The organism is Massilia haematophila (assembly GCF_042647645.1).
In the GTDB taxonomy this organism is placed as follows: domain Bacteria; phylum Pseudomonadota; class Gammaproteobacteria; order Burkholderiales; family Burkholderiaceae_D; genus Telluria; species Telluria haematophila.
This window is the reverse complement of record NZ_JBHRVV010000001.1, coordinates 4,540,704-4,558,338: the sequence shown is the minus strand read 5'-3', so window position 1 is coordinate 4,558,338 and position 17,635 is coordinate 4,540,704. Positions and strand designations below refer to the sequence as shown.

The 17,635-nt window shown below is 65.2% G+C and carries 14 protein-coding genes; 6 read left to right on the top strand and 8 right to left on the bottom strand.

Annotated features, from left to right (window positions below; all coding sequences use genetic code 11):
• Positions 1-79: 79 nt before the first annotated feature.
• From ACFOPH_RS20170 to ACFOPH_RS20155, 4 genes are all read right to left on the bottom strand, one after another.
• Positions 80-1,072, bottom strand: a complete 993-nt coding sequence (locus ACFOPH_RS20170) for a Gfo/Idh/MocA family protein (RefSeq protein WP_379737055.1) — start codon at positions 1,070-1,072, stop codon at positions 80-82.
• Positions 1,069-1,866, bottom strand: coding sequence for a DUF3025 domain-containing protein (locus ACFOPH_RS20165; RefSeq protein WP_312550093.1), 798 nt, complete (start codon positions 1,864-1,866; stop codon positions 1,069-1,071). The genes ACFOPH_RS20170 and ACFOPH_RS20165 overlap by 4 nt, the downstream gene beginning before the upstream one ends.
• Before the next feature lie 9 nt (positions 1,867-1,875).
• Positions 1,876-2,928 carry a dihydroorotase gene (pyrC, locus tag ACFOPH_RS20160; protein WP_379737054.1) on the bottom strand — a complete coding sequence of 351 codons (1,053 nt, stop codon included), beginning with the start codon at positions 2,926-2,928 and terminating at the stop codon, positions 1,876-1,878.
• Positions 2,929-3,124: 196 nt separating this feature from the next.
• Positions 3,125-3,850, bottom strand: a complete 726-nt coding sequence (locus ACFOPH_RS20155; protein ID WP_312550091.1) for an amino acid ABC transporter ATP-binding protein — start codon at positions 3,848-3,850, stop codon at positions 3,125-3,127.
• Between the two features lie 195 nt (positions 3,851-4,045).
• Between ACFOPH_RS20155 and ACFOPH_RS20150 the strand changes: the two genes are divergently transcribed.
• From ACFOPH_RS20150 to ACFOPH_RS20140, 3 genes are all read left to right on the top strand, one after another.
• Positions 4,046-5,314 carry a dicarboxylate/amino acid:cation symporter gene (locus ACFOPH_RS20150; protein ID WP_312550090.1) on the top strand — a complete coding sequence of 423 codons (1,269 nt, stop codon included), beginning with the start codon at positions 4,046-4,048 and terminating at the stop codon, positions 5,312-5,314.
• A gap of 85 nt (positions 5,315-5,399) precedes the next feature.
• The gene (locus ACFOPH_RS20145; RefSeq protein ID WP_379737053.1) at positions 5,400-6,692 is read left to right on the top strand and encodes a metal-dependent hydrolase family protein; all 1,293 of its coding nucleotides are present in this window, start codon (positions 5,400-5,402) and stop codon (positions 6,690-6,692) included.
• A 36-nt stretch (positions 6,693-6,728) separates the two neighbouring features.
• Positions 6,729-7,826, top strand: coding sequence for a type II asparaginase (locus tag ACFOPH_RS20140; RefSeq protein WP_379737052.1), 1,098 nt, complete (start codon positions 6,729-6,731; stop codon positions 7,824-7,826).
• 237 nt (positions 7,827-8,063) lie between these two features.
• Here the strand turns inward: ACFOPH_RS20140 and ACFOPH_RS20135 are convergent, their stop codons facing one another.
• Complete coding sequence (locus ACFOPH_RS20135; protein WP_312550087.1) at positions 8,064-9,911, bottom strand: ABCB family ABC transporter ATP-binding protein/permease; 1,848 nt, start codon at positions 9,909-9,911, stop codon at positions 8,064-8,066.
• Between the two features lie 62 nt (positions 9,912-9,973).
• On the opposite strand from ACFOPH_RS20135, the gene ACFOPH_RS20130 reads away from it, so the two are divergent.
• The 3 genes from ACFOPH_RS20130 to ACFOPH_RS20120 all read left to right on the top strand — a co-directional run bounded on the left by ACFOPH_RS20130 (position 9,974) and on the right by ACFOPH_RS20120 (position 12,794).
• Positions 9,974-10,414, top strand: coding sequence for an acyl-CoA thioesterase (locus tag ACFOPH_RS20130; protein WP_313704540.1), 441 nt, complete (start codon positions 9,974-9,976; stop codon positions 10,412-10,414).
• Positions 10,415-10,417: 3 nt separating this feature from the next.
• Positions 10,418-11,989 (top strand): alkaline phosphatase D family protein, encoded by a 1,572-nt coding sequence (locus tag ACFOPH_RS20125; protein WP_379737051.1) that lies wholly within the window; start codon positions 10,418-10,420, stop codon positions 11,987-11,989.
• A 220-nt stretch (positions 11,990-12,209) separates the two neighbouring features.
• On the top strand, positions 12,210-12,794 hold the full coding sequence (locus ACFOPH_RS20120) for a PEP-CTERM sorting domain-containing protein (RefSeq protein ID WP_379737050.1): 585 nt from the start codon (positions 12,210-12,212) through the stop codon (positions 12,792-12,794).
• A gap of 90 nt (positions 12,795-12,884) precedes the next feature.
• On the opposite strand, the gene ACFOPH_RS20115 is transcribed toward ACFOPH_RS20120, so the two are convergent.
• From ACFOPH_RS20115 to ACFOPH_RS20105, 3 genes are all read right to left on the bottom strand, one after another.
• Positions 12,885-14,567, bottom strand: coding sequence for a long-chain-fatty-acid--CoA ligase (locus ACFOPH_RS20115; protein ID WP_379737049.1), 1,683 nt, complete (start codon positions 14,565-14,567; stop codon positions 12,885-12,887).
• A 99-nt stretch (positions 14,568-14,666) separates the two neighbouring features.
• The gene (locus ACFOPH_RS20110) at positions 14,667-16,364 is read right to left on the bottom strand and encodes a long-chain-fatty-acid--CoA ligase (RefSeq protein WP_312549113.1); all 1,698 of its coding nucleotides are present in this window, start codon (positions 16,362-16,364) and stop codon (positions 14,667-14,669) included.
• Positions 16,365-16,550: 186 nt separating this feature from the next.
• Positions 16,551-17,603 (bottom strand): aminopeptidase, encoded by a 1,053-nt coding sequence (locus tag ACFOPH_RS20105; protein ID WP_312549114.1) that lies wholly within the window; start codon positions 17,601-17,603, stop codon positions 16,551-16,553.
• Positions 17,604-17,635: the final 32 nt, after the last annotated feature.

Below are 17,635 nucleotides of genomic sequence, written 5' to 3'. Positions count from 1 at the left end.
GGACAGGCATGGGAACCTGTCCAGTATTCGGTCCGCCGATTTTCTTGTCAACATGCATACGCCGGACGGCGTTGCGAATCTACACGGCGCGGTCGGCGTCGTAGACCAGCCCGATCTGGCGCCGGATCTCGTCCATCACTTTCAACAGCGCCAGCGTCTCGTCCTGGGTCATATCGGGGCTCTCGAGCAGGCCGGCCTGGAAGCAGCGCTGGGCCTCGATGACTTCGTGCACGTAGCCGTTGCCGAGGTAGGGCGTGTCGACCGTGCGCGTGCTGCCGTCGTCGAGCGCCACCGTCACCGAGCGGGCGCGGTGGAACATGGTGTTCATGCGCACGTGGCCACGCGTGCCCGATACCGTCAATTCGCCCGGCGTGCGCGCCAGGAAGGAGCAACTGCAGACCGACATGCCGCCGCCTTCGTGCACCAAGGTGAAGCCGGTCTGGAGGTCGACGCCGGTCGGGCCCATCCGGGCTTGCGCCTGCACCGACGCGACCGGCCCGAGCAGGCTGGCCGCGATCGACAGCGGATAGATGCCCAGGTCGAGCAGCGCGCCGCCGCCCAGCGCCGGATTGAAGACCCGGTGCTCGGGGCCGAAGTTGGCGGTGAAGCCGAAGTCGGCCACGACCTGGCTGACCTCGCCGATCTCGCCGGAAGCGATGATGCGTTTGACTTCGAGCAGGGACGGCAGGTAGCGCGTCCACATCGCCTCCATCAGGAACAGCTTGTTCGCACGCGCCAGCGCGACCACTTGCTCGGCCTCGCGCCGGTTCATCGTAAAGGCTTTTTCGACCAGGGCGCCCTTCCCGGCGCCCAGCACCAGCAGGGCATTCGCCGCGTGCTGCGGGTGGGGCGTAGCGATGTAGACCAGGTCGATGCCGTCGCTTGCCGCCAGCTCCTCGTAGGCGCCAAAGGCGGCAGCGGCGCCGAATTCGGCGGCGAAGGCCTCGGCCTTGTCGAGGCTGCGCGAAGCGACCGCCGCCAGCTGCGCACCGGGCACGTCGCGCAGGGCGGTGGCAAAGGCGCGCGCGATCTTGCCGGTGCCGAGAATGCCCCAGCGGACCTGGGCGCTCATGGCGCCACCCGCTTGGGACGGAACACGCTCGTGTCGGCGTAGAAGGCGGCGTCCTGCTCCGGCCACCAGCCGGGCACGCCCAGCACCGGCAGCGGCGTGAAGCTGGAGGTGGTCAATGCACCCTCCGCCAGCTCGGCCGCCACGCGTTCGTCGATCCAGGCGCGCTGGGCGTCCGGCGACAGCGCAAAATAGGCGTCGTCGGCGAACACCACGCGTGTGTGCGCGGTGATGGCCTTGCGCGGCGCGACCAGCTTTTCCATCAGCGCGTGGCCGAACAACCACAACTGGGCGTCGCGGCCGAACATGCCGCGCTTCTCGAACAGGGCGGCGTCCCAGCAGTGGGCGCGCAGCTCGTCGACCAGCTCGCGTCCCGGGCTCGAAGCGCGCACCACCAGCAGGGCCGCGTTCTCGTCGAAGATGGTGGCGGCGTCGCGCGCCGCACCGCGCGACTGCCCTACCCCGCCGGCGGCTTCGATCTGCGCCGCCTGCAGGGCGTTCAGCTGGCGTTTGATGGCCGGGAAGGTCTGCCACACCAGGCCATTGAAGAAGTCGTGCAGGTTGTCGCGCGTGGGCACGCCGCCGGTGGCGCTGATGAAGGCTTCATAGGCCGTCCCTTCCGGCAGCGATTCCTGCGGCACGAAGGCGATGGGTAGATCACGATGGTTGCGCAGGGCCAGGCTCGCCGCGTTGCGGTTGAAGGCGGCGACAAACGCCTCGTCGTCGAGCTGCAAGCGCTCGAAGGCGGGACGCACCGCGTCGTACCAGGGGCGGGACCAGTCGATCTGCGCAAGCATCGTCCGGCCTTACACCATCTTCCAGTGGATCTGCTCGCCGGCGTTCAGCGGCACCAGGCGGGCGCTGCCCATCGGCACCGTTTCCGGCAGGGTCCAGGTCTCGCGGGTCAGGGTAATCGTGCCCTCGTTGCGCGGCAGGCCGTAGAAGGCCGGGCCATTGAAGCTGGCAAAGGCTTCCAGTTTGTCGAGTGCGCCGGCGTCGGCAAACGCTTGCGTGTACAGCTCCATCGCGTGCAGCGCGGTGTAGCAGCCGGCGCAGCCGCAGCTGGTTTCCTTGGCGTTGATGGCGTGCGGGGCCGAGTCGGTGCCGAGGAAGAATCGCTCGTCGCCGCTGGTGGCGGCCGTCACCAGCGCCAGGCGGTGCTCTTCGCGCTTCAGCACCGGCAGGCAGTAGTAGTGCGGGCGGATGCCGCCGCGGAAGATCTCGTTGCGGTTGTACAGCAGGTGGTGGGCGGTGATGGTCGCCGCGATCGGGCCTGCGGCTTCGGCCACGTACTGGGCCGCGTCCTTGGTGGTGATGTGCTCGAACACGATGTTCAGGGCCGGCAGGTCTTTACGCAGCGGGCGCATTACGCGCTCGATGAAGACGGCTTCGCGGTCGAACAGGTCGATGTCGTTGTCGGTGACTTCGCCGTGCACCAGCAGCGGCATGCCGACTTCCTGCATCACTTCCAGGGTCTTGTAGCATTTCCTGAGGTCGGTGACGCCGGCCGCCGAATTGGTGGTGGCGCCCGCCGGGTAGAGCTTCACGGCGTGGATGAAGCCGGTGTCCTGGGCGCGGCGGATCTCGTCCGGGTCGGTGTTGTCGGTCAGGTACAGCGTCATCAGGGGCTCGAACCGCATGCCCTCCGGCAGCGCGGCCAGGATGCGGTCGCGGTAGGCGGCGGCGTCAGCGGCGGTGGTGACCGGAGGCTTCAGGTTCGGCATCACGATCGCGCGCGCGAACTGGTGTGCGGTATGCGGCAGCACGCTGGCCAGCGCCGCGCCGTCGCGCAGGTGCAGGTGCCAATCGTCGGGGCGGGTGATGGTGATGGATTGCGGGGTCTCGATGGTGGTGGACATGGCGGCTCTCGGATTGCGGACGGCGATATTTTACCTGCATGGCGGGCCGTGGAGCGCGCCGCTTCGGTTTGTGGACAGAGTGGCAAAGGTCGCGTTCGAGCGAGCGGTCGATCGGTGTGGGTTCAAGAACCCACCCTACGACTGCGCGGCTGTTCGACAGGTGAGACGGCGTGGACACAGGTGTCCACCCTACGCCTTAATGGATGATCTTATTGAGGAACTCGCGGGCGCGGGCGGATTGCGGGGCGGTGAAGAAGGCGTCCTTCGGGGTGTCCTCGACGATGCGGCCGTGGTCCATGAAGACGATGCGGTCGGCGACTTTGCGCGCGAAGCCCATCTCATGGGTCACCACCATCATGGTCATGCCGTCCTGCGCGAGACCCACCATCACGTCCAGCACTTCGCCGATCATCTCGGGGTCGAGGGCGGAGGTCGGTTCGTCGAACAGCATCGCCACCGGGTCCATCGCCAGCGCGCGCGCGATCGCGACGCGCTGCTGCTGGCCGCCGGAGAGCTGGTTCGGATACTTGTCCTGGTGCGCCAGCAGGCCGACGCGGTCGAGGTAGGCCAGGCCGCGCTCGAGCGCCTCGTCCTTGGAGCGGCCGAGCACCTTGACCTGGGCCAGGCTCAGGTTGTCGCGTACCGACAGGTGGGGGAAGAGTTCGAAGTTCTGGAACACCATGCCGATCTTGGCGCGCAGCTTCGGCAGGTCGGTCTTGCGATCGGTAACAAGCACGCCGTCGACGCGGATGCTGCCCTGCTGGACGGGCTCGAGGCCGTTGACGGTCTTGATCAGGGTCGACTTGCCCGAGCCGGAGGGACCGCACACCACCACCACGTCGCCGCGCGCCACCTGCGTGCTGCATTCGGCGAGCACCTGGAAGTCGCCGTACCACTTGCTGACCTTGTCTATTTCAATCATGTTTACCAATCGTTTCAAGCCCTTGGGCGTGCTTGACAGCACTAACAGTGCCTAGGATACTGCGGAACTTGCCAGGATAATCAGAACGAATTCCGTTCGCACGCAGAAGCACCCCCATTTTGCCCCAGCCCGCCGGCGCCAGGACCACGAATTCCGGCGTGCGCGGATAGAACGCAGGTCGACCACAGGAAGCACATGAACAATCGAAACCGCCTCACCACTTACATCCTGATCGGCCTCGCGCTCGGCGTTGTCGTCGGCTATGTCGCCAATACCACCATGGACGACGCCAAAGGCTTCGCCGACACCCTGGCGCTGGTGACGACCATGTTCCTCCGCCTGATCAAGATGATCATCGCGCCGCTGGTGTTCTCGACCCTGGTGGTCGGCATCGCCAAGATGGGCGACGCCAAGGAAGTCGGCCGCATCGGCGTCAAGGCGCTGGGCTGGTTCGTGATCGCATCCGTCATCTCGCTGTCGCTGGGCCTGATCCTGGTGAACCTGTTCCGTCCGGGCGACGCGATGTTCCTGGCCGGCATGGCGCCGCCGGTCGATGCCAAGACCGACATCGTCACCACCGGCCTGACGCTGAAGGAATTCATCACCCACCTGATCCCGGCCTCGATCGTCGACGGCATGGCCAAGAACGAGATCCTGCAGATCGTCGTGTTCTCGGTCTTCTTCGGCACCGCCGCCGCCGCCGTCGGCGCCCGCGCCACGCCGCTGATCGACGCCGTCGACGGCATCGCCCACATTATGCTGAAGGTCACCGGCTACGTGATGAACTTCGCGCCGATCGCCGTGTTCGCGGCAGTCGCCGGCATCGTCGCCAAGAGCGGCCTGGGCGTGCTGTCCACCTACGGCATCTTCATGGCCGAGTTCTACCTCGGCATCATCCTGCTGTGGATCGTGCTGATCCTGATCGGCATGGCCTTCCTCGGCCCGCGCGTGCTACGCCTGGTCTCGGAACTGAAGGAACCGACCATCCTCGCCTTCTCGACCGCCTCCTCGGAAGCTGCTTTCCCGAAGACCCTGGAAGGTCTGGAGCGCTTCGGCGTCAAGAACCGCCTGGCCGCGTTCGTGCTGCCGATCGGTTACTCGTTCAACCTGGACGGCTCGATGATGTACTGCACCTTCGCCGCCGTGTTCATCGCCCAGGCCTACGGCATCGAACTGCCGCTGTCGACCCAGATCATGATGATGCTGGTGCTGATGCTGACCTCGAAGGGTATGGCCGGCGTGCCGCGCGCCTCGCTGGTCGTGATCGCCGCGACGCTGGCCCAGTTCAACATCCCGGAAGCGGGCCTGCTGCTCCTGCTGGGCATCGACCACTTCCTGGACATGGCGCGCTCGGCCACCAACGTGATCGGCAACGGCATCGCCACCGCCGTGGTGGCGAAGTGGGAGGGCGACCTGGAGAAGCCCGTGCCGCACAAGGACGTCGCCACATCGCCGCTGCGCTAGCCGCGGACACAGTACTACCGAGGCCTTCCAGCGATGGGAGGCCTTTTTTTCATCACATCACAAGAAAAGCATGGAGGAGAACAAGATGAAACAGCTGGTCGCGGCAGGTTTGCTGCTTTCCCTGAACGGCGCGCACGCCGCCACCCAGACGGTCGATTGCGGCCGCCTGCTCGACGTCAAGAGCGGCACCTGGCGCGAACGCGTCAGCATCGTGATCGAGGACGGCACCATCAAATCGGTGGGACCGACGGGGTCCGCCGCGTCGGGCCCGGACCGCATCGACCTGTCGACCAAGTCCTGCCTGCCGGGCCTGATCGACATGCACGTGCACCTCACCAGCGAAACCCAGCCTGTGGTCGATTCCTACCGCGACCGCCTGACCGCCGACCCGGCCGACATGGCCTTCCGCTCCGTCAAATACGCCGAGCGCACCCTGATGGCGGGCTTCACCACCGTGCGCGACCTCGGCGCGCAGGATGGCCTGAACGTATCGCTCAAGCGCGCGATCGCGGCCGGCGCGATTCCCGGCCCGCGCATGTTCACCGCCGGTAAATCGATCGCCACCACCGGCGGCCATGCCGATCCGACCAACAACCTGTCGCACTTCCTGAGCGAGAAGCTCGGCACCCCAGGCCCGCAGGAAGGCGTGATCGACAGCCCGGAAGAAGGCCGCCAGGCCGTGCGCCAGCGCTACAAGGAAGGCGCGGACCTGATCAAGATCACCGCCACCGGCGGCGTGCTGAGCCAGGCCGCCAGCGGCCAGAACTCGCAGTACACCGAGGACGAGCTGAAGGCCATCGTCAGCACCGCCAAGGATTACGGCTTCCGCGTCGCCGCCCACGCGCACGGCGCCGAAGGCATGAAGCGCGCCCTGCGCGCCGGCGTCGACTCGATCGAGCACGGCACCCTGATGGACGACGAGACCGTGGGCCTGTTCAAGAAGACCGGCCACTGGTACGTGCCGACCATCTCGGCCGGCCGCTACGTCGCCGACAAGGCCAAGGACCCGAACTATTATTCGGCCCTGGTGCGCCCGAAGGCGACGGCGATCGGCCCGCAGCTGCAGGCCACCTTCGCCCGCGCCCATAAAGCCGGCGTCAAGATCGCCTTCGGCACCGACGCCGGCGTCTTCCCGCACGGCGAGAACGCGAAGGAGTTCGGCTACATGGTCGAAGCCGGCATGACGCCGATCGAGGCCATCCGCGCGGCCACCATCCACGCCGCCACCCTGCTCGACCAGCCGCAACGCCTGGGCCTGGTCGAGCCGGGCTTCGCGGCCGACATCGTGGCGGTGGACGGCGACCCGCTGCGCGACGTGAAACTGCTCGAGCAGGTCAAGTTTGTGATGAAAGAAGGCGTCGTCTACAAGAAGCTGTAAGCAGCTTCGGGACGCCCAGTTTAAGGAGAAAGTAGCATGCTGTTCCAGAAAACCGCCCGCTCGGCCGCCGCGCTGTTCGGGTTCCTGTTCTGCGTTGCCCTGGCGGCGCAGGCCCAGCCCCAGGCCGAGGTAAAGACCACTTCGAAGCCGAACGTGACCATCCTCGCCACCGGCGGCACGATTGCCGGCACCGGCGCGACCAGCACCACGACCGTCGGCTACACCGCCGCTACGGTCGGCGTGCAGGCGCTGATCGCGGCGGTCCCGGAAATCACCAAGGTCGCCAACGTCAGCGGCGAGCAGGTGTTCCAGATCGCCAGCGAGAACATGGGCAACGAGCACTGGCTGGCGCTGGCCAAGCGCGTCAACACCCTGCTGGCGCAGCGGAACGTGGACGGGATCGTCATCACCCACGGCACCGACACGCTGGAAGAAACGGCCTACTTCCTGAACCTGGTCGTCAAGAGCAACAAGCCGGTGGTGGTGGTGGGCTCGATGCGCCCATCCACCGCCCTCTCGGCCGACGGTCCGATCAACCTGTACAACGCGGTGGTGCTGGCCGGTTCGCAGGAAGCCGTCGGCCGCGGCGTGCTGGTCGCGATGAACGACCAGATCCAGGCCGCGCGCGACGTCACCAAGACCAACACGACGACCGCCGACACCTTCAAGGCGAGCGACCTGGGCATGCTGGGCTACATCCAGGGCGGCAAGCCCTATTTCTATCGCCAGCCGACGCGCAAGCACACGACGGAGACGGAATTCGACGTGACGAACCTGTCGATCCTGCCGCAGGTGGAAGTCGCCTATGCGCACGCGAACGTGGGGCCGGTGGCGGTCGAGGCGCTGGTGGCCTCGGGCGCGAAAGGCCTGGTGCATGCGGGCGTGGGCAACGGCTCGCTGCCGGCGAAGGTGCGTCCCGCCTTGAGCGCCGCGCGCAAGAAGGGCGTGGTCATCGTGCGCTCCAGCCGCGTCGGCCAGGGCATCGTGGCGAGGAATGGCGAGGCGAATGACGATGAGCTGGATTTCGTGGCGGGGGATAATTTGTCGCCGCAGAAGGCGCGTATTTTGCTGATGCTGGCGCTGACCAGGACGAACAGTACGCGCGAGATTCAGCGGATGTTCAGCACGTATTGATGCGCTAGTGGCGCTGTTGCGTGTTCTGTTCGTGGTGAGTTGAATCCGCGTGGGCACGAGTGCCCACCCTACGGGACACGTTACGTATCCGGGTTTCGTATGATCTCGCCGTTAGCGGTGACCGCAAACGGGTTTCGTATGAACTCGCCGATAACGGTGACCGTAGGGTGGGCACTCGTGCCCACGCGGATCAAGAACACCGATAACGGCCCACGCAACAGCGCCACGTCCCGAAACTCACTCCCCCTGCAACTCCAACGGCGGCGACGCCAACTCCTCGTCCGGCCGCGCCAACTGGCGCTCCCACATCTGCGCGTATAACCCGCGCGCCGCCAGCAAACTGCCGTGCGTGCCGCGCTCCACGATCTTCCCGTGGTCGAGCACGATGATCTGCTGCGCATCCGCGATCGTCGACAGCCGGTGCGCAATCACCAGCGTCGTGCGGCTCTTCGCAATCTCCTTCAGCTGCGCCTGGATCGCCTGCTCCGACTTCGAATCCAGCGCGGAGGTCGCCTCGTCGAAGATCAGGATCGCCGGGTTCTTCAACAAGGTGCGCGCAATCGCCACCCGCTGCTTCTCCCCGCCCGAGAGTTTCAAGCCGCGCTCGCCGACCATGGTCGCGTAGCCATCCGGCAGGCTCTCGATGAAGTCGTGGATCGAGGCCGCGCGCGCCGCCGCCACGATGTCTTCCCTGCTCGCGCCCGGCCGCCCATAGGCGATGTTGTACTCGATGGTGTCGTTGAACAGCACCGTATCCTGGGGCACGATGCCGATGTGGGAACGCAGCGACTCCTGGGTCACGTTGCGGATGTCCTGGCCGTCGATGCTGATCGCTCCCTTGTTCACGTCGTAGAAGCGGAACAGCAGGCGCGACAGGGTCGACTTGCCCGAGCCGCTGTGGCCGACCACGGCCGTGGTGGTCCCGGCGGGAATGGCGAAGTCGACGTCGAACAGGATCTGGCGCTTGGCCTCGTAGCTGAACTCGACGTGCGAGAACTCGACGCGCGCGCCTTTCGTGACCAGCGGCTGCGCACTTGGTGCGTCGGCCACCTCGCGGTTCTGGTCGAGCAGGCCGAACAGGCGCTCCATGTCGGCCAGCGCCTGCTTGATCTCGCGGTAGATCACGCCCAGGAAGTTCAACGGAATGTACAGCTGGATCATGAACGAGTTCACCAGCACCAGGTCGCCCAGGGTCATGGTGCCGGCGATGACGCCTTCGGTCGCGCGCCACAGGATCAGCGTCACGGCGGTGGCGATGATCAGCGACTGCCCGGTGTTCAGCACCGACAGCGAGGTCTGCGAGCGCACCGCGGCGTTCTCGTAGTGCTGCAGGCCCTGGTCGTAGCGCTTGGCTTCGTAGTCCTCGTTGCCGAAGTATTTCACCGTCTCGTAGTTCAGCAGCGAATCGATGGCCTTGGTGTTGGCCTTCGAGTCGAGCTCGTTCATCGTGCGGCGGAAGTGGGTGCGCCATTCGGTGACGACGACGGTGAAGGTGATGTAGGTGATCAGCGCGCCGGCGGTGATGATGGAGAACCAGATGTCGTAGTTGAACACCAGGTAGCCAAGCACCAGCGTGATCTCGACCAGGGTCGGCAGCACGTTGAACAGGGAATACGAGATCAGCGAATTCACGCCGCGCGTGCCGCGTTCGATATCGCGCGTCATGCCGCCGGTCTGGCGGTTCAGGTGAAAACGCAGCGACAGCGCATGAAGGTGGCGGAACACTTTCAGGGCAATGGTGCGCACCGCGCGCTGGGTGACGCGCGCAAACAGGAATTCGCGCAGCTCGGTGAACACCGTGGTCGACAGGCGCAGCAGGCCATAGGCGATCAGGGCGCCGACCGGCAGCACCAGGAGGGCTTGCGGATGCGCCGGATCGATGGCGAGCTGGTCGATCAATTGCTTGAGCACGAGCGGCACGCCGACGTTGGCCATCTTGGCGCCGATCAGCGCGCCGAGCGCGGCGATCACGCGCCATTTATAGACCCAGAGGTAGGGAAACAGGGTGCGCAGCGTGGCCCAGTCGGTGCGTTGCCGGTCCTTGTTATCGGGCGGCGGGAGGGAACTGGTGGAGGAGCGTCGCATGGCAGGGGTCCGGGATTTATGGTTCAATTCGGGACGATTGTAGCTTTTCACGGAAAAACAAGATGACCACGCCAGAAAACAATGCCGCCCCGACCAACCGCCTGCCTGAAGGGAAGATCCCGCAGCTGCGCGTGATGCCGGGGCCGCCGGACGCCAACGTCTACGGAGACGTCTTCGGCGGCTGGATCATGGCCCAGGTCGACATCGCCGGCTCGCTGCCGGCCACCCGCCGCGCGAATGGCCGCGTGGCCACCATCGCCGTCAACTCCTTCCTGTTCAAGAACCCGGTATTCGTGGGCGACCTGTTGTCGTTCTACGCCGATATCGTCAAGGTTGGCAACACCTCGATCACGGTCTACGTCGAGGTCTATGCCGAGCGCAACCGCCTGCAGTCGAACATCGTCAAGGTCACCGAAGCGACCCTGACCTACGTCGCCACCGGCCCGGACCGCAAGCCGCGCCAGCTGCCGCCGCTGGAGTCGCTGATCTCGCACCAGCAATAAACCATGCACGAGGCGCGTCGGACTTTCCTGCTCGACGCGGCGCGCCTTACCGCCGCGGCCGGCACCGGCCTCGGTTTCACTGCCAGCGCCGGCGCGGCCGGTTCCTCTTACCCGTTTTCGCTTGGGGTCGCCTCGGGTTCACCGCTGCCCAACGCGGTGATCCTGTGGACGCGCATCCTGTCCGATCCGCTGGACGCGGCCTCGGCGCCGCCGCTCGCCCTCACCGTGCGCTGGGAAGTGGCCGAGGACGAGGCCTTCCGCAAGATCGCAGCGAAAGGCAGCGCCACCGCCTCCCCTGCCCTGGCCCACAGCGTGCACGTCGATGCGACCGGCCTGAAGCCGGACCGCTGGTACTGGTATCGCTTCATGCTGGGCGACGCGGTCAGTCCGGTCGGCCGCACGCGCACCGCGCCCGCCATGGACATCATGCCGACCCGGCTGAAACTGGCGGTAGCCTCTTGCCAGCACTGGGAATTCGGCCACTATGCGGCGCACCGCCACATCGCCCAGGCCGCGCCCGACCTGGTCGCTTTCCTCGGCGACTACATCTATGAATGGGGACCCTACCAGCTGCGCCATCCGCCGCGCGCGGTGCGCTCGCACGAGTCGTTCACGCTGGCCGACTACCGCGCCCGCTATGCGCAGTACAAGAGCGACCCGGACCTGCAGGCCGCGCACCGCGCCGCGCCCTGGATCGTGACCTGGGACGACCATGAGGTCGCCAACGATTACGCAGGCGACGTCGACGAGCGGCTGGCGCCGGATTTCGCGGCACGCCGCGCCGCGGCTTACCAGGCATTCTATGAACACATGCCGCTGCGCCTGCCGGCACCGCGCAGTTTCGGCGCGCTGCGCATGTTCCAGCGCCATGACTGGGGCCGGCTGGCGCGCTTCCACCTGCTCGACAGCCGCCAGTACCGCTCTCCCCTCGCCTGTTCGAAACCCGGCCGCGGCGGTTCGAACGTGGTGCTGGCGCGCGCCTGCGCCGAGCTGCGCGATCCGCGGCGGACAATGCTGGGGCTGGAGCAGGAAGCCTGGCTGGCGCAGGGTTTGTCGTCGTCGCGGGCGCGCTGGAACATCCTGGCGCAGCAGACCCTGATGGCGCAGTCGAGCGGCGTGCCGGTGCGCTCGCCCGACGATGGCCGCTTCTGGACCGATGGCTGGGATGGTTATCCGGCCGCGCGCCGGCGCCTGCTCGACACCCTGGCGACAAGCCGCGCCCGCAATCCGCTGGTGCTCTCGGGCGACGTCCACACCTTCTACGCGGCCGAGCTACGGCGCGATGTCGCGCGGCCGGTGTCGAAAACGAACCCGATCGTTGCGGCCGAGTTCTGTGGCACCTCGGTCACCTCCAGCTCGCGGCCGCAGGCGCGCACTGCGGAAAACGTCGAGCGCAATTCGCACATCCTGTATGGCCGCAGCGACCGGCGCGGGTACATGCTGATCGACCTGACGCCGGCCGCGAGCACGGCGCAGTTCATGGCGCTCGACGATGTGCGCGATGCATGCACGGCGCAGTCGGTCCTCGACGCTTTCAGGGTCGACGCCGGTGTCGCCCGGGTTCGAGGCGCCTAGGACGATCCGCTACTACGCAGCGCCGCCATGCGCCTTCCTTGATGGGATGACCGTGGATTGTCGACTGTCTTTACAGTGCAATGCGCAATGAGTGAAGTAAGGAAATAATTTCCCCGTAAATACAAAGGCTTGCGTTTCGGCACTGGTCTGGCATTCTTCTTGCTAGTTCGATAACGCAACAATAACCATAAGTCGTTAACGCATCCAACTGGGGAATTCCATGTTCAAGAAAATCAAATTTGCCGTACCGTTCGCGTTTGCCCTGCTTTCCGGCGCTGCCAGCGCCGTGCCCCTGACCTTCAGTGGCAGCCTGGCATCGCCTTCCCTGCCGCCGTTCTGGACGCTCTCGGACAACGTCGACGTCAGCACGGCCATCGCGCCCTACAACAAGTTCTCGAACGGCGTCATCTCGATCACCTTCAATGGCGACTTCGACGAGAGCGATGCGAACCTGCTCCTGATGCTGGAAAGCGTGGACCTCGGCTGGATGCTGAACGGAAATACCGACGACGATCGCTGGGACCACCCGACCGATGCGGCACCGGGCCACAACATCACCTTCTCCACCTCCGCCACCCTGACCGATGCGGAACTGGCATCGATCCTCGCGGACGGCAATATCGGCCTCAGCATCCGCGACGATTACCCGGCAGGTGGCGACTGGGTCGACTGGATTAATTATTTCGATTACCAGATCAGCTTTGACGCCGGCAACGCGAACGCCGTTCCCGAGCCGGGCTCGCTGGCCCTGCTGGGCCTGGGCTTGGCCGGCGTCGCCCTGCGCAGGAGGAAGCGCGCCGCCTGACCGGCGCCGGCGCGAGCTGGAGCGTCATAAAAAAACCGGCACGGTGTCCTCACACCGTGCCGGTTTTGCGTTTCCTATTCCAACCGTTCCTCAAGCCGTCTGCTTCTCGTCCCGCAGTTCGCGGCGCAGGATCTTGCCGACGTTGGTCTTCGGCAGCGTGTCGCGGAACTCGATGTGGCGCGGACGCTTGTAGCCGGTCAGTTCGTCCTTGCAGAAATGCAGCAGGTCTTCGGCGGTCAGCTTCGGGTCCTTCTTCACCACGTACAGCTTCACGGCTTCGCCCGAGTGCTTATCCGGCACGCCGACGCAGGCCACTTCCAGCACGCCCGGGTGCGAGGCGACCACGTTCTCGACTTCGTTCGGGTAGACGTTGAAGCCCGAGACGATGATCATGTCCTTCTTGCGGTCGACGATGCGGGTGTAGCCCTTCTCGTCCATGATGCCGATGTCGCCGGTCTTCAGGAAACCATCCGCCGTCATGACCTTGGCGGTCTCGTCGTCGCGCTTCCAGTAGCCAGCCATCACCTGCGGGCCGCGCACGGCGATTTCGCCGGACTGGCCGAACGGGACAGGTTGGTCCGCTTCGCCGAGGATCAGCACTTCGGTCGACGGCAGCGGCAGGCCGATGGTGCCCGTGAAATCGGTGATGTCGCAGCGGTTGGCGGTGACCACCGGCGAAGTCTCGGACAGGCCGTAGCCCTCGACGATCGGGCAGCCGGTAATTTTCAGCCATTTGTCGGCCACCGCCTGCTGCACGGCCATGCCGCCGCCCGGGCAGACCAGGTAGCTGGAATGGTCGAGATTTGCGAAGGTCGATTGATTGACCAGGCCGTTGTACAGGGTGTTCACGGCCGGGAAGACGTTGATCTTGTACTTGCCCAGTTCCTTGATGAAGCCGTCCATGTCGCGCGGGTTCGGGATCAGGACGTTCATGCCGCCCAGGCGCATGCCGAGCAGGGCGCAGACCGTCAGCGCGTAGATGTGGTACAGCGGCAGCGCGCACATGAATTCGAGCTGGCGGCCAGCGGTCGCGTTCGAGAGCGAGGGGCCGAACCAGGCTTCGTTCTGCAGCACGTTGGCCAGCACGTTCTTGTGCAGCAGGACGGCGCCTTTCGACACGCCCGTGGTGCCGCCGGTGTATTGCAGGAAGGCGATGTCGTCGTGACCGAGCGTGACCGGCTTGAAGGACAGGCGCGCGCCTTCGGCCAGCACTTTCTTGAAGCCGGTGTGGCCGGGCAGCGACCAGGCCGGGACCATCTTCTTGACCTTGCGCACGACGAAGTTGACGATCGCGCCCTTCACGCCGCCCAGCAGGTCGCCCATGGTGCCGACCACGACGTGTTTCACCGGGGTGTTGGCGATCACCTGCTCCACGGTGTGGGCAAAGTTCTCCAGCACCACCAGCACCTCGGCGCCGGAATCGTTCAGCTGGTGCTGCAGTTCGCGCGGGGTGTAGAGGGGATTGACGTTGACGATGGTGTAGCCGCCGCGCAGGGCGGCCGCCATCGCGACCGGGTATTGCAGGACGTTCGGCAGCATGATCGCCACGCGCGCGCCCGGCTGCAGGCCGCGGCTTTGCAGCCAGGCCGCCATCTGCTGCGACATGCGGTCCAGGTCGCCGTAGGTGATGACCTTGTCCATGCAGGCGAAGGCCTTCTGGTCAGCGTACTTGCGGAAGGATTCTTCCAGCAAATGGGTCAGGGAGCGGTACTGCGTCGGGTCGATTTCCGCCGGCACGCCTGCCTGGTACGACTTGAGCCAAAACTTGTCCATCTGATGCCTCGCCTTCTAAACTTTGTGTGTTCAATTAAACGCAAAGCCGCCCGGATCACGGGCGGCTTTGCCGGCCGAACTCGCGCCATTATCTCTACATCAGGCTGCCTGCTTCTGCTTCTCTTGCTGCTCGTCGCGCAGGGCCCGCCGCAGGATCTTGCCGACGTTGGTCTTCGGCAGTTCGTCGCGGAATTCGATGTACTTCGGTTTCTTGTAGCCGGTGAACTGCGTCTTGCAGTAGTCCATCAGCGCCTGTTCGGTGAGGTCCGGGTCCTTGCGCACCACGAACACCTTCACCGCTTCGCCGGAATGCTCGTCCGGCACGCCCACCACCGCGCACTCGAGTACGCCAGGGTGGCCGGCGATCACGCCTTCCAGTTCGTTCGGGTAGACGTTAAAGCCCGACACCAGGATCATGTCCTTCTTGCGGTCGACGATCTTCACGTAGCCGCGCTCGTCCATGATGCCGACGTCGCCCGAGCGGAAGAAGCCGTCGGCGGTCATCACCTTGGCGGTCTCGTCCGGGCGGTTCCAGTAGCCGGCCATCACTTGCGGGCCTCGGATGCCGATCTCGCCGGTCTGGCCGATCGGCAGCACGTTGCCGTCGTCGTCCAGGATCGCGATGTCGGTCGAGGGCACCGGCAGGCCGATGGTGCCGGTAAAGCCCTGCTCGTCGGCACGGTTGCAGGTGGCCACCGGCGAGGTTTCCGACAAGCCATAACCCTCAATGATACTCTTGCCGGTTGCCTGTTTCCACTTGTCATTAACCGCCTGTTGCACCGCCATCCCGCCGCCATTCGCGGTCTTCAGGCTGGAGAAATCGAGGTTGGCGAAATCCGGGTGGTTGACCAGCGCGTTGTACAGCGTGTTCACGGCCGGCAGCATGGTGATCTTGTACTTGGCCACTTCCTTGATGAAGCCCGGGATGTCGCGCGGGTTCGGGATCAGGATGTTCAGGCCGCCGACACGCATGCCCCACATCGCGCAGGCGGTCAGCGCGAAGATATGGTACAGCGGCAGCGCGCAGACGATGGTCGGGAACTCGACCGCGGGCGGCTGCATCAGCGCCGGCTGGGCCCAGGCTTCGGTCTGCAGCACGTTGGCGATGATGTTGCGGTGGGTCAGCGTGGCGCCCTTCGAGACGCCGGTGGTGCCGCCGGTGTACTGCAGGAAGGCGATGTCGGAAGACGTCAGCTCGGGCGCCGCGAACGGCATCTTCGCGCCTTGCGCCAGCGCATCCTTGAAGCGCACCATGTTCGGCAGCGCGAAGTCCGGCACCATCTTCTTGACGTTGCGGACTACGAAGTTGACCAGCATGCCCTTGGCGCCGCCGAGCAATTCGCCCATGCTGGCGACGACGATGTGGCGCACCGGGGTGCTCTTCTGCACCTGCTCGAGCGTGTGCGCGAAGTTCTCGAGCACGATGATCGCTTCGCTGCCCGAGTCCTTCAGCTGGTGCTCGAGTTCGCGTGCGGTGTAGAGGGGATTGACGTTGACGACAGTGTAGCCGGCGCGCAGGATCGCGGCGATCGCGATCGGGTACTGCAGGACGTTGGGCATCATCACCGCGACGCGCGCGCCCTTGGCCATGCCGCGGCTTTGCAGCCAGGCGGCCAGCCTCTTCGAGCAGGCGTCGAGTTCGGCGTACGTGAGGAACTTGTCCATGCAAACATACGCATTGTTATTCGCGTATTTCTGGAAGGACTCTTCCAGCATGTGGACGAGCGATCGGTATTGATCCGGGTTGATTTCAGCCGGCACGCCAGCCGGGTACGACTTCAGCCAAATTTTGTCCATCAGATGCCCCTGTCTCCAATAGTATCGTTGTCGTTCAGTTCATATTGTCAAATAATATTTGCAAACCGAACGTGCGTGCTTATGCCTTTGCTATTGCCGCATATGATGCTATCGGGCAGCGCGCTTGCGCGCAAGCGCTTTTGCCTTAATTGGAACAGGGACTCTACCGAGAAGTCCAAGACCGCTTTACGGCATGGCGCCAGTGCTGCGCTGCACCATGATCGGCGCGTTGGGCGCGGTGGCATCGAACACCTTCAGCGCGGCCGTGCGGTCCGCCTTGTCGAGCTTGGAGAGCTTCGTAACCTGGCGATAGAAACGGCGGAAATCCTTTTCCTGGCGCAGCAGGGTGCGGAAGGCCGGCACATAGTCGTTGTAGGTCGCGATCGAGGCCAGGTGGGCGTTCGACAAGGGCTCGGCGAAGAAGCGGTCGTAGCCGGCGTAGCCGCCCCAGTTGGCCTTCAGCACCTGGTATTCGTCCTTCAGCGCCAGGAACAATCTCGCCTTGGCGATGCGCTTGTCCTCGTCGCCGATGGGGGACGCGTAGGTGCGCTCGAGCTCGCGGCGATACTTCAGCAGCAGGCCCAGGAAGTCCTTGCGGCGCGCGGAGTAGCGCTCGTAGGCTTCGCGCATCGACGGGTTGCCGTGTTGCATCAGCCACATCTCGACGCCCGCCTCTTCCACCGCGCTGGCGAAGGATTCGTTGAAGCGCGAGTCGCCCGGCACGTAGACCACCTGGTGCGCCAGCTCGTGGAAGATCAGGCGCGCCAGTTCCGCGTCCGGGTAATTGATGAAAGTGGAGATCAGGGGATCGCTGAACCAGCCCAGGGTCGAGTAGGCGCTGACGCCGCCGACCTCGACGTCGCGGCCCTGGGCGCGCAATTCGCGCGCGTAGGCCTGGGCGTCGTCCTTGTTGTAGTAGCCGCGGTAATTCACGCAGCCGGCCACCGGGAAGCACCACTGCAAGGGTTTCAGCGACAGCTCGGGCGTGGCGACCACGTTCCACAGCACGTACTTGCGCTTCAGGTCGGCGTAGTTCTTGTAACTGCCGTTGTCCGGCAAGCCCAGCTTCTGGACCGCGAACAGGCGGATCTGGCGCGCCATTTCCAGGCGGTGGCGCAGTGTCGTGTTGGTGTTGGGATCGGCCAACCAGTCGTCGATCGGCCTTGCGTCGGAGAGGAGTTCAAGCTGGCCTTGCGCCGCCTGGGTGTAGTAATTCAGAGTAGAACAACTGGCAAGCATTCCGGCGGCCGCGCCTGCGATCAGCGCGTGCC